This window comes from Pseudomonas sp. GT1P32 (assembly GCF_054897805.1).
The window spans coordinates 4,728,483-4,739,990 of sequence record NZ_CM142704.1 but is presented as its reverse complement, the minus strand read 5'-3'; the positions used below and the strand labels follow the sequence as shown (position 1 = coordinate 4,739,990).

Sequence of the window (11,508 nt, the reverse complement as noted above, 5' to 3'; positions counted from 1 at the left end):
GCATGTTCATGAGCGAAGTACCACGCCGCTGTCGTCTTCCCAGTACACGTAAACCTGATCACCCCAGGTTGGGCGCTGACCACGGCGCTCGGCGTTGGCGACGAACGACTGGACGATCTTGCCGCTCGGCAGCTCGACGTAGAACACCGAGTGACCACCGAGGTAAGCGATGTCGTGCACTTTGCCGCTGGACCAGTTGTACTCGCAGGTCGGCATGGTCGGCGTCACCAGCAATTTTTCCGGACGGATCGCGTAGGTCACGGATTTGTCCTGCACCGAGGTGCTGATGCCGTGACCCACGTAAATCTGCCGATCCAGGTCTTTGCAGGTAATGGTTGCATGGCCTTCGGCATCGTCGATCACTTCACCGTCGAAGATGTTGACGTTGCCGATGAATTCGCAGACCAGGCGGCTGGTCGGGGTTTCGTAGATGTCGATCGGGCTGCCGATCTGGGCGATCCAGCCCAGGTGCATGATCGCGATGCGCTCGGCCATGGTCATGGCCTCTTCCTGGTCGTGGGTCACCATGACGCAGGTTACGCCGACGCGCTCGATGATCTCGACCAGCTCCAGCTGCATTTGCGAACGCAGCTTCTTGTCCAGCGCCCCCATCGGTTCGTCGAGCAGCAGCAGTTTCGGTCGCTTCGCCAGCGAACGTGCCAGGGCCACACGCTGACGCTGACCACCGGACAACTGATGCGGCTTGCGCTTGGCGTACTGGCTCATCTGAACCAGCTTGAGCATGTCCGCCACACGCGCATCGACTTCAGCCGCCGGAAGCTTGTCCTGCTTGAGGCCGAAGGCGATGTTCTGCGCCACGGTCATGTGCGGGAACAGGGCGTACGACTGGAACATCATGTTGATCGGCCGCTCGTAGGGCGGCATGTCGGTGATGTCTACGCCATCGAGGAAAATGCGCCCCTCCGTAGGCCGTTCGAAGCCTGCGAGCATACGCAGCAACGTGGACTTGCCCGATCCCGAACCGCCGAGCAGGGCGAAAATCTCGCCTTTCTTGATTTCCAGGGACACATCGTCCACGGCAATCGTCTCGTCGAACTTCTTCGTGACCCGGTCGATTTTGACCAGCACCTGTTTAGGTGACTGGTCGCCCTCGAGGGCTTTCTTATAGGCGCCGGAGGCAACTGCCATTTACGAAACTCCCAAAAAAAAGAGTGCAGTTCGCTCAAGGTGAGCCAACCTTGGATAGTTTGAGCTTTGAAGCTATTTGCCCGACTTGACCTTGGTCCAGCTGCGGGTCATCAAACGTTGAATGTTTGGTGGTAACTCGACCGACACGTAGGTCTTGTCGAGGACTGCTTGCGGTGGATAAACCGACTCATCGGTGCGGATGGACTGTTCCATCAATTTGTCCGAGCCAGGGTTGGGGTTCGCATAGCCAACAGAATCACTGACCTGTGCGATCACCTCGGGTTTCAACAAATAGTTGATGAAGGCGTGGGCCTCTTTGACGTTGCTCGAATCCTTCGGAATCGCGAGCATGTCGAACCACAACGCACCGCCCTCTTTGGGAATGGTGTAGGCGATGTTCACGCCTTTCTTCGCTTCAGCCGCACGGTTGCGGGCCTGGAACATGTCGCCGGAAAAACCGATCGCGATGCAGATATCGCCGTTGGCCAGATCCGCGATGTATTTGGAGGAGTGGAAGTAGGTCACGTAAGGCCGCACTGCCAGCAACTTGGCTTCGGCCTTTTTGTAATCTTCGGGGTTGGTGCTGTTGGCGTTCAGGCCCATGTAGTTGAGGACCGTCGGCATCATTTCATCGGCGGAGTCGAGGAACGCCACGCCGCAACTGTGCAGCTTCTTGATGTTCTCCGGCTCGAATACCGTGGCCCAGGAGTCGATCTTGTCGACGCCGAGCACAGCCTTGATCTTGTCGACGTTGTAACCAATGCCGTTGGTGCCCCACAGGTAAGGGACGGCGTACAAGTTGCCCGGATCGTTTTGTTCCAGACGCTTGAGCAATACGGGGTCGAGGTTCGAGTAGTTCGGCAACTTCGACTTGTCGAGCTTCTGGAAAGCACCGGCCTTGATCTGCTTGCCGAGGAAGTGGTTGGACGGCACGACCACGTCATAACCGGTACGCCCGGCGAGCAACTTGCCCTCCAGGGTTTCGTTGGAGTCAAACACGTCATAGACCGGTTTAATGCCGGTCTCTTTCTGGAAGTCGGCCAGGGTGGTCTCGCCGATGTAGTCCGACCAGTTATAAATATGCACCGTGCCGGCAGCCTGGACACTGACAGCCATCGTCAGTCCGGCACCGGCCAGCAATGCATTGCGCAACAAAGAAAAAATAGGCAAGTGGAGGTCCTCTAAAATTAGTTGGGCCCAAGTTGCCCCGCGTTACATGACAGTCGTAGCTGCCCAGCAACAAAACCGGCGCGCAACTTACCCTCGAAAAACCGTTCCAGCAAAACTTTCTGTCATTTAATTGCACCTGCTGCCGTCGCCGCGCAGGCGACGACAACAGGTTGTTGCTTCAAACCGGCTTATTTACCCGATTTGATCTTGGTCCAGCTGCGAGTCAGGATCCGCTGGGTCGCGGCCGGCAAGTCGGCAATCGCGTACAGCTTGGCCAGCACATCGGCAGGCGGGTAGACGCCCGGATCTTCGGTGATTTCTTTTTCGACCAGAGGAGTGGCCGCCGCGTTACCGTTCGGGAAACGTACCGCGTTGGTGATTTCAGCCATGATTTCCGGCTTTTGCAGGAAGGTCATGAACTTGTAGGCGCCTTCGACGTTTTCGGCATCTTTAGGGATGGCGACCATGTCGTAGAAGCTGCCGGCACCTTCTTTCGGAATGTTGTAGCTGACTTTCACCTTGTCACCGGCTTCGGCGGCGCGCGCTTTGGCCTGGTAGATGTCACCCGAGTAACCCACGGCTACGCAGATGTTGCCGTTGGCCAGGTCGGAGATGTACTTGGACGAGTGGAAGTAGCCAATCGAAGGACGAATCTTCAGGAACAGCGCTTCGGCTTCGGCCAGTTGTTTTTTGTCCTGACTGTCGGTTGGATAGCCCAGGTAGTGCAACGCCACCGGAATCATCTCGGTTGGCGAATCGAGGAAACTGACGCCACACGATTTCAACTTCGCGACGTTTTCAGGTTTGAACAACAGGTCCCAGGAATTGGTCGGTGCATCGGCACCCAGTGCAGCCTTGACCTTCTCGGCGTTGAAGCCGATACCGATCGAACCCCACATGTAAGGGAAGGCATGTTCGTTGCCCGGGTCGCTCACCGATACCGCTTTGAGCAGGTCAGTGTTCAGGTTCTTCCAGTTAGGCAGCTTGGACTTGTCCAGCTTCTGGTAAACGCCGGCCTTGATCTGCTTGGCCAGGAAGTTGTTCGACGGTACGACGATGTCGTAACCGGACTTGCCTGCCAGCAACTTGGCTTCCAGGGTTTCGTTACTGTCGAATACGTCGTAAACGACTTTGATGCCGGACTCGGTTTCGAACTTCTTGATGGTGTCCGGAGCGATGTAATCGGACCAGTTATAGACGTGCAACACCTTGTCGTCCGCCTGAACTGCACCCGCCATAATGCCCATCAGGGACATGGCGAGGAGTGTCTTGCCAGCAAGCTTTTTTCCTAATGCCTTCATGCGTTTAATGCTCCAAATTTTTCTTTTTTGAACCACTTTGTTCAGCGGCCGAACCCGGACAACTGGAACCGCGGCTAGTCTGGCAAGATCGGAGGCGGTCTTTCAAGGAAAGGCCGCCCTTTAGACGACTCCGAGCGAAAGTTTCATGTCTCCCGCTCAGAGCCTAGCACTTAGCCCTGCAATGCACTGAGGGTCAGGTCCAGACACTTGCGTGCCTTGGTCACCAGCTCATCGATTTCAGCCTTGGTGATCACCAGTGGCGGAGCAATGATCATGGTGTCGCCGACGGCACGCATGATCAGGCCGTTGTCGAAGCAGAACGTGCGGCAGATCATGCCGACGCCCTTGCCTTCGTAACGCTTGCGCGTGGCCTTGTCCTGAACCAGTTCGATGGCCCCCAAAAGCCCCACCCCACGCACTTCCCCCACCAACGGGTGATCGCTCAGTTCCCGCAAACGCTTTTGCAAGTACGGTGCCGTTTCTGCATGAACGCGCTCGATAATTTTTTCTTCGCGCAAGATGCGGATGTTTTCCAGCGCCACCGCCGCCGCCACCGGGTGCCCGGAGTAGGTGAAACCGTGGTTGAAATCGCCGCCCTCGTTGAGCACCGCCACCACTTCGTCACGCACGATCAGGCCACCCATTGGGATGTAGCCGGACGTCAGGCCTTTGGCGATGGTCATCATGTCGGGTTTGAGGCCGTAGAAATCGGTACCGAACCACTCACCGGTGCGGCCGAAACCACAGATCACTTCGTCCGCCACGAACAGGATGTCGTACTTGGCGAGGATTTCCTTGATGCGCGGCCAGTAGGTGTCTGGCGGAATGATCACGCCACCGGCACCCTGGATCGGCTCGGCAATAAAGGCACCGACGTTGTCCACGCCGATTTCCAGAATCTTCTCTTCCAGCTGATTGGCTGCCCACACACCGAACTCTTCCGGTGTCATGTCGCCGCCTTCACTGAACCAGTACGGCTGGGCGATGTGGACGATGCCCGGGATCGGCAAGTCGCCTTGTTCATGCATGTACGTCATGCCACCCAGGCTCGCACCGGCCACGGTGGAACCGTGATAACCGTTCTTGCGGCTGATGATGACTTTCTTCTTCGGCTGGCCCTTGATCGCCCAATAGTGGCGGACCATACGCAGCATGGTGTCGTTGCCTTCGGAGCCTGAACCGGTGAAGAACACATGGTTCATGCCTTCCGGCGCGATGTCGGCAATGGCCTTGGCCAGCTCGAGCACCGGCGGGTGAGCGGTCTGGAAGAACAGGTTGTAGTAAGGCAACTCGCGCATTTGCTTGCTGGCAGCATCAGCCAGTTCATCGCGACCGTAGCCGATCGCTACGCACCACAGGCCGGCCATGCCGTCGAGGATCTTGTTGCCTTCGCTGTCCCAGAGGTAAACGCCCTTGGCGTTGGTGATGATCCGCGGGCCTTTCTCTTTCAGCTGCTTGAAGTCGCTGAACGGGGCCAGGTGGTGATCGTTGCTCAGGGTTTGCCATTCACGGGTTTGCGGGTTGTTGCTGGTCATGCGAACTCTCCTAAGATTTCGGTGAAAGGCGCCGCAGGAATCAGCAGCGCCCGGCGCATCAGACGGCGAAGAGCAGGAATTCCCGCTCCCAGGAGCTGATGACGCGCTTGAAGTTTTCATGCTCGGCCCGCTTGACCGCGACGTAGCCAGTGATGAATTTCTTGCCCAGGTATTTCTCGACGGTCGCGCTGTTTTCCATGCGTTCCAGCGCGTCCTCGATGGTCAGTGGCAGGCGCAGGTTGCGGCGTTCATAGCCGCGCCCCACCACCGGCGCACTTGGGTTCAGGCCTTCGACCATGCCGATGTAACCGCAGAGCAGGCTCGCGGCAATCGCCAGGTACGGGTTGGCATCGGCCCCCGGCAGGCGGTTTTCCACCCGACGGTTTTGCGGCCCGGCATCCGGCACCCGCAGGCCCACGGTGCGGTTCTCTTCGCCCCACTCCACGTTCACCGGCGCCGACGTATCCGGCAGGAAGCGGCGGAACGAGTTGACGTTCGGGGCAAACAGCGGCAACAGCTCGGGGATCAGTTTCTGCAAGCCACCGATGTGATGCAGGAACAACTGGCTCATGGTCCCGTCTTCATTGGAGAAGACGTTCTTGCCGGTCTCGATGTCGATGATGCTCTGATGCAGGTGCATCGCGCTGCCCGGTTCGCCGGTCATCGGCTTGGCCATGAAGGTGGCGGCCACGTCGTGCTTGAGCGCGGCTTCGCGCATGGTGCGTTTGAACACCAGGATCTGGTCGGCCAGGGACAGGGCATCGCCGTGACGGAAGTTGATTTCCATCTGCGCCGTGCCGTCCTCGTGGATCAGCGTGTCGAGGTCCAGCTCCTGCAGTTCGCACCAGTCGTAGACGTCTTCGAACAGCGGATCGAATTCGTTCGCCGCTTCGATGGAGAACGACTGACGACCGATTTCCGGGCGCCCCGAGCGACCGATTGGCGGTTGCAGCGGGTAGTCGGGGTCGTCGCTACGCTTGGTCAGGTAAAACTCCATTTCCGGCGCCACGATTGGCTGCCAGCCCTTGTCGGAATAGAGCTTCAGAACCTTTTTAAGCACGTTGCGCGGCGACAGCTCGATCGGGTTGCCTTGCTTGTCATAAGTGTCGTGGATCACCTGGGCGGTAGGCTCGATGGCCCACGGCACCAGGAACACTGCATTCGAGTCGGGACGGCAGATCATGTCGATGTCGGCCGGGTCGAGCAGTTCGTAATAGATGTCGTCTTCGACATAGTCGCCGGTCACGGTCTGCAACAGAACGCTCTCGGGCAGGCGCATGCCTTTTTCAGCAATGAACTTGTTGGTCGGCGAAATCTTGCCCCGGGTGATCCCGGTCAAGTCGGCGATCATGCATTCGACTTCTGTGATCTTGTGGTCTTTCAACCAATCGGTGAGCTGGTCGAGGTTGTTACTCATAAATGCCTCTTAGGCTGAGTTTCCTGACTCTTATAAGTCAGGCGTTGTTTGACGCACGGGCGTCGCTTGGTACAGATTGCCACTGCAATTGCCGCGCACAAATACCTGCCTCGACGACGGCATGGGTGAACGGGAACAATGCAAGGCGTGCAGAATCACGAGCAATGACCGACACGTTGGTCGGGCCAGCCAGGTAAAACGGTTCTATATTGGAAGGACAACCCGTAAAGAGAATGTCGCGCAGACCGTCCAGAATATCGGACGGAACCAGCCGGTTTGCCGGGGAAGGAAGAGTCGACGGCACGCCTTTGGCAACACGGGCCCTGGCGTGAGCGTAACGATCGCCACTGATGTGATAAGCATGCAGACCGATCTGCTTAGAGCAGACGGCGACGCCGATTAACGGCAGGCGAGACATGAAGCACCCCGGTATTATTGCTGTTATGGGTTTGAATCGAGCTTAGCCTTGTTCATTTTTTTACACAACACCCCCGTAAAAAATACAACACGGCCCGCTCAAGCCCGCGGACGGCAAAGCATTCAAAGGCATAAAAACGCCCCAAAGTGCCTCAAAAAAGCCTCATGGGCGCTTTTTTAGGGCAAAAAAGGCCTCGCTTGACTTCGGCATGCCGTTCGGGTTGACTGGAATCCGAAGAGATCAATGATTGATATTTTTAACAACAAAGGTGTTGCATCATGTCGGTACCCCCGCGTGCCGTTCAGCTTAACGAAGCGAACGCGTTCCTTAAGGAACATCCTGAGGTTCTGTACGTTGACCTTCTGATTGCGGATATGAATGGTGTGGTGCGCGGCAAGCGCATTGAACGCACCAGCCTCCACAAGGTTTACGAGAAAGGCATCAACCTGCCGGCCTCTCTATTTGCTCTGGATATCAACGGCTCGACGGTGGAAAGCACCGGCTTGGGCCTGGACATCGGCGATGCTGACCGAATCTGCTATCCAATCCCGGACACCCTGTGCAATGAGCCTTGGCAGAAGCGCCCGACCGCGCAACTGTTGATGACCATGCACGAACTCGAAGGCCAGCCGTTCTTTGCCGACCCGCGAGAAGTGCTGGCCAATGTCGTGCGCAAGTTCGACGAACTTGGCCTGACCATCTGCGCCGCGTTCGAACTGGAGTTCTACCTGATCGACCAGGAGAACGTGAACGGCCGTCCGCAACCACCTCGCTCGCCGGTTTCCGGTAAACGCCCGCACTCGACACAGGTCTACCTGATCGACGACCTCGACGAATACGTCGACTGCCTCCAGGACATTCTGGAAGGTGCAAAAGAGCAAGGCATTCCGGCCGACGCCATCGTCAAGGAAAGTGCCCCGGCGCAGTTCGAAGTGAACCTGCACCACGTGGCCGATCCGATCAAGGCTTGCGACTACGCGGTCCTGCTCAAGCGCCTGATCAAGAACATCGCCTACGACCATGAGATGGACACCACCTTCATGGCCAAGCCTTACCCGGGCCAGGCGGGCAACGGTCTGCACGTCCACATTTCGATTCTTGATAAAGACGGCAAAAACATTTTTGCCAGCGAGGATCCCGAGCAGAACGCCGCACTGCGTCACGCGATCGGCGGTGTGCTCGAGACCCTACCGGCGCAGATGGCTTTCCTCTGCCCGAACGTCAACTCCTACCGTCGTTTCGGTGCACAGTTCTACGTGCCGAACTCGCCGTGCTGGGGCCTGGACAACCGCACCGTAGCGATTCGCGTACCCACCGGCGCCGCCGATGCCGTGCGCATCGAACACCGTGTGGCCGGCGCCGACGCCAACCCGTACCTGCTGATGGCTTCGGTCCTGGCGGGCGTGCACCACGGCCTGACCAACAAGATCGAGCCGGGCGCACCCGTGGAAGGCAACTCCTACGAGCAGAACGAGCAAAGCCTGCCGAACAACCTGCGCGATGCACTGCGCGAGCTGGACGACAGCGAAGTCATGGCCAAGTACATCGATCCGAAATACATCGATATCTTCGTGGCCTGCAAGGAAAGTGAGCTGGAGGAGTTTGAACACTCCATCTCCGACCTTGAGTACAACTGGTATCTGCATACCGTTTAAGCGGTTGCAGTGAAAACAACGCCGCAGGCTTCACAGCTTGCGGCGTTTTTTTATGGCCGCCTTCGGCGGTTCGTCGGAATGCCGCCCAGACCAAGCCTCGCTCCTACAGGGATCTACGTTTCCTCTGTAGGAGCGAGGCTTGCCCGCGAAGGCGGCCGACAAGACAACACAGATACCTGCTCGTACAATGCCCGCTGCCCCGCAGGAGACTTCAATGACCCGACTCGCCACCCCACGCAAACCCCGCGCCCGCAGCCAGGCCCGGATCGATTCGATACTCGATGCCGCCCGCACGCTGCTGGCCGCCGAGGGCGTGGCCAGTCTGTCGATCTACAGCGTTGCCGAACGCGCGGAAATCCCGCCCTCTTCGGTCTACCACTTTTTCGCCAGCGTCCCGGCCCTGCTCGAAGCGCTGACCGCCGACGTTCACGCTGCTTTCCGCGCCTGCCTGCAAGCGCCCATCGACCACGATGCGCTCAACGGCTGGCGCGACCTGTCGCGGCTGGTGGAACAACGCATGCTCGACATCTACGACGAAGATGCCGCCGCTCGCCAATTGATCCTCGCCCAGCATGGCCTGACCGAAGTGACTCAGGCCGACCGTCAGCACGACATTGAGCTGGGCGACCTGATGCACAAGCTGTTCGATCATCATTTCGAACTGCCCAAATTGCCGACTGACGTTGATGTGTTTGCGCTGGCCATGGAGCTGGGTGATCGGGTGTATGCGCGCTCGGTGCAGCAGCATGGGCAGATCACGCCGCGTATGGCCGAGGAAGGGATGCGGGTGTTTGATGCGTATTTGGGGCTGTATTTGCCGCCCTACCTGCACAAGCGCGTTGTTTCAGCCTGATTCTTCATCAGCCGCACCGGCCTCATCGCGAGCAGGCTCGCTCCCACATTTGGAATGCATTCCCCTGTGGGAGCGAGCCTGCTCGCGAAGGCCGCACCGCCGACCCCACTGAATCACGCCCATAAAAAACCCCGAAGGGTTCGAACCCTCCGGGGTTGTTTGCCGTGCATGCCCTTACAACTTGGCGATCGACACCTCGGTGGATTTCACAAACGCGATCACTTCGCTACCGACCACCAGCTCCAGCTCTTTTACCGAGCGGGTGGTGATCACCGACGTGACGATGCCGGAAGCGGTTTGCACGTCGATTTCCGACAGCACGTCACCCAGTACGATTTCCTTGATCGAGCCTTTGAACTGGTTACGAACGTTGATGGCTTTGATAGTCATGATGTTGATTCCTGTCGTTGGATGAGGCTTGAGTTATTGAGCCCAGCGCAATTGCGTAGGCAAGGGTGAAACAGGTTCCGGCTCCGGCGGCTGGCCGGGCAGCGCGAGGACGCGATTGAGGACTTCGGTTTCCAGCGCCGCCAGCCGATGCGAACCCCGAACCCGAGGTCGCGGCAGTTCCACGTGCAGGTCGAGGCCGACTTCGCCCTCTTCGATCAGGATCACCCGATCGGCAATCGCCACCGCTTCACTGACATCGTGGGTCACCAGCAACACGGTGAAACCGTGCTTCTGCCAGAGCCGTTCGATCAGTTGCTGCATTTCGATGCGGGTCAGGGCATCCAGCGCGCCCAGCGGTTCGTCCAGCAACAGCAAGCGCGGTTGATGGATCAGCGCGCGGGCCAGGGCCACACGTTGCTTCTGCCCACCGGACAAGGCCGCCGGCCATTCATTGGCGCGATCCGCCAGGCCGACCGACTCCAACGCTTCCAGCGCCTGTGGCCGCCAGTTGCCCGAGAGACCGAGGCCGACGTTGTCGATGACCTTTTTCCACGGCAGCAGACGTGCTTCCTGGAACATCAACCGGGTGTCTTCCCGTGCATCACTCAGCGGCGCGGAACCGGCGAGCAACTCACCGCCAGTCGGCTTATCGAGACCGGCGAGCAACCGCAGCAAGGTACTTTTGCCGCAACCACTGCGTCCCACCACGGCGACGAATTGGCCGGCCGGAATGTGCAGATCGATCTCGCGCAGCACCTGCCGCGAACCGAAGGTTTTTTGCAGCTTGCGCACCACCAGCGGAATCCCGCGCAGCAGGCGTGGAGGTTGTTGAGCAGTCATGCGGCACCTCCTTTGGCAACCTGATACGCCGGATGCCAGCGCAGCCACACACGTTCAAGTCCACGGGCCGCGAGGTCGGCCAGTTTGCCCAGCACCGCGTACATCAGAATCGCGAGCACCACCACGTCGGTCTGCAAAAACTCCCGGGCGTTCATCGCCAAGTAACCAATGCCGGAGCTCGCGGAAATGGTTTCGGCAACAATCAAGGTCAGCCACATGAAGCCCAGCGCAAAACGCACGCCGACCAGAATCGAAGGCAATGCACCCGGCAGAATCACCTGACGAAACAGGCTGAAACCGGACAAGCCGTAACTGCGTGCCATCTCCACCAACGCCGGATCGACGTTGCGGATGCCGTGATAGGTGTTGAGATAAATCGGGAACAAAGTGCCCAGCGCCACCAGGAAAATCTTCGCCGACTCGTCGATGCCGAACCACAGGATTACCAGCGGAATCAGCGCCAGGTGCGGCACGTTGCGGATCATCTGCACCGAACTGTCGAGCAGGCGCTCGCCCCATTTCGACAGGCCGGTAATGAAGCCCAGCGCCAGGCCGATGCCGCCACCGATGGTGAAGCCCAGCGCCGCACGCCAGCCGCTGATTGCCAGGTGCGTCCAGATTTCACCGCTGCGCACCAGGCTCACCCCGGCTTCGATCACGGCAATCGGCGCCGGCAGAATCCGTGTCGACAACCAGCCTGCCGACACCGACAACTGCCATACCGCCAACAGCAAAATCGGCAACGCCCAGGGCGCCAAGTTGTGGATGATTCTCTTCATG

Annotated in this window: 10 protein-coding genes and 1 pseudogene; 2 read left to right on the top strand and 9 right to left on the bottom strand. The window is 58.7% G+C overall.

The window, feature by feature from the left end:
- Positions 1 to 6: 6 nt before the first annotated feature.
- The 6 genes and pseudogenes from ACYZUC_RS21680 to ACYZUC_RS21655 all read right to left on the bottom strand — a co-directional run.
- Positions 7 to 1,149, bottom strand: a complete 1,143-nt coding sequence (locus ACYZUC_RS21680) for an ABC transporter ATP-binding protein (RefSeq protein WP_157714327.1) — start codon at positions 1,147 to 1,149, stop codon at positions 7 to 9.
- 72 nt (positions 1,150 to 1,221) lie between these two features.
- A complete protein-coding gene (locus ACYZUC_RS21675) occupies positions 1,222 to 2,319 on the bottom strand; it encodes a polyamine ABC transporter substrate-binding protein (protein WP_461990274.1) in 1,098 nt (365 codons plus the stop codon).
- A gap of 188 nt (positions 2,320 to 2,507) precedes the next feature.
- Entirely contained in the window at positions 2,508 to 3,620 is a 1,113-nt protein-coding gene (locus tag ACYZUC_RS21670) for a polyamine ABC transporter substrate-binding protein (RefSeq protein WP_461990272.1), read from the bottom strand.
- 170 nt (positions 3,621 to 3,790) lie between these two features.
- Complete coding sequence (locus tag ACYZUC_RS21665) at positions 3,791 to 5,155, bottom strand: aspartate aminotransferase family protein (RefSeq protein WP_008026032.1); 1,365 nt, start codon at positions 5,153 to 5,155, stop codon at positions 3,791 to 3,793.
- 58 nt (positions 5,156 to 5,213) lie between these two features.
- The gene (locus tag ACYZUC_RS21660; RefSeq protein ID WP_461990269.1) at positions 5,214 to 6,572 is read right to left on the bottom strand and encodes a glutamine synthetase family protein; all 1,359 of its coding nucleotides are present in this window, start codon (positions 6,570 to 6,572) and stop codon (positions 5,214 to 5,216) included.
- Positions 6,573 to 6,672: 100 nt separating this feature from the next.
- Positions 6,673 to 6,990 (bottom strand): annotated as a pseudogene (locus ACYZUC_RS21655) (gamma-glutamyl-gamma-aminobutyrate hydrolase family protein); the annotation flags it as partial.
- Between the two features lie 278 nt (positions 6,991 to 7,268).
- Here ACYZUC_RS21655 and ACYZUC_RS21650 point away from each other — a divergent pair.
- Both ACYZUC_RS21650 and ACYZUC_RS21645 read left to right on the top strand, forming a co-directional pair.
- The gene (locus tag ACYZUC_RS21650; RefSeq protein WP_192416676.1) at positions 7,269 to 8,645 is read left to right on the top strand and encodes a glutamine synthetase family protein; all 1,377 of its coding nucleotides are present in this window, start codon (positions 7,269 to 7,271) and stop codon (positions 8,643 to 8,645) included.
- Positions 8,646 to 8,859: 214 nt separating this feature from the next.
- Positions 8,860 to 9,498 (top strand): TetR/AcrR family transcriptional regulator, encoded by a 639-nt coding sequence (locus ACYZUC_RS21645; RefSeq protein WP_461990268.1) that lies wholly within the window; start codon positions 8,860 to 8,862, stop codon positions 9,496 to 9,498.
- Positions 9,499 to 9,672: 174 nt separating this feature from the next.
- Here the strand turns inward: ACYZUC_RS21645 and ACYZUC_RS21640 are convergent, their stop codons facing one another.
- Genes ACYZUC_RS21640 through ssuC form a run of 3 tightly spaced genes read right to left on the bottom strand, consistent with a single transcriptional unit; the run spans position 9,673 to position 11,507 of the window.
- The gene (locus tag ACYZUC_RS21640) at positions 9,673 to 9,888 is read right to left on the bottom strand and encodes a TOBE domain-containing protein (RefSeq protein WP_003229256.1); all 216 of its coding nucleotides are present in this window, start codon (positions 9,886 to 9,888) and stop codon (positions 9,673 to 9,675) included.
- Between the two features lie 33 nt (positions 9,889 to 9,921).
- Positions 9,922 to 10,728 carry an aliphatic sulfonates ABC transporter ATP-binding protein gene (ssuB, locus tag ACYZUC_RS21635; protein WP_008040746.1) on the bottom strand — a complete coding sequence of 269 codons (807 nt, stop codon included), beginning with the start codon at positions 10,726 to 10,728 and terminating at the stop codon, positions 9,922 to 9,924.
- Positions 10,725 to 11,507, bottom strand: a complete 783-nt coding sequence (gene ssuC / locus ACYZUC_RS21630; protein ID WP_192227512.1) for an aliphatic sulfonate ABC transporter permease SsuC — start codon at positions 11,505 to 11,507, stop codon at positions 10,725 to 10,727. The genes ssuB and ssuC overlap by 4 nt, the downstream gene beginning before the upstream one ends.
- Between the last annotated feature and the right edge of the window lies 1 nt (position 11,508).

Excerpts from the sequence above, each read along its gene's own strand:
- ssuC (WP_192227512.1), bottom strand. The coding sequence starts at position 11,507 with ATGAAGAGAATCATCCACAACTTGGCGCCCTGGGCGTTGCCGATTTTG.
- ACYZUC_RS21665 (WP_008026032.1), bottom strand. The coding sequence starts at position 5,155 with ATGACCAGCAACAACCCGCAAACCCGTGAATGGCAAACCCTGAGCAAC.
- ACYZUC_RS21650 (WP_192416676.1), top strand. The coding sequence starts at position 7,269 with ATGTCGGTACCCCCGCGTGCCGTTCAGCTTAACGAAGCGAACGCGTTC.
- ACYZUC_RS21680 (WP_157714327.1), bottom strand. The coding sequence starts at position 1,149 with ATGGCAGTTGCCTCCGGCGCCTATAAGAAAGCCCTCGAGGGCGACCAG.
- ACYZUC_RS21645 (WP_461990268.1), top strand. The coding sequence starts at position 8,860 with ATGACCCGACTCGCCACCCCACGCAAACCCCGCGCCCGCAGCCAGGCC.
- ACYZUC_RS21640 (WP_003229256.1), bottom strand. The coding sequence starts at position 9,888 with ATGACTATCAAAGCCATCAACGTTCGTAACCAGTTCAAAGGCTCGATC.
- ssuB (WP_008040746.1), bottom strand. The coding sequence starts at position 10,728 with ATGACTGCTCAACAACCTCCACGCCTGCTGCGCGGGATTCCGCTGGTG.
- ACYZUC_RS21660 (WP_461990269.1), bottom strand. The coding sequence starts at position 6,572 with ATGAGTAACAACCTCGACCAGCTCACCGATTGGTTGAAAGACCACAAG.
- ACYZUC_RS21670 (WP_461990272.1), bottom strand. The coding sequence starts at position 3,620 with ATGAAGGCATTAGGAAAAAAGCTTGCTGGCAAGACACTCCTCGCCATG.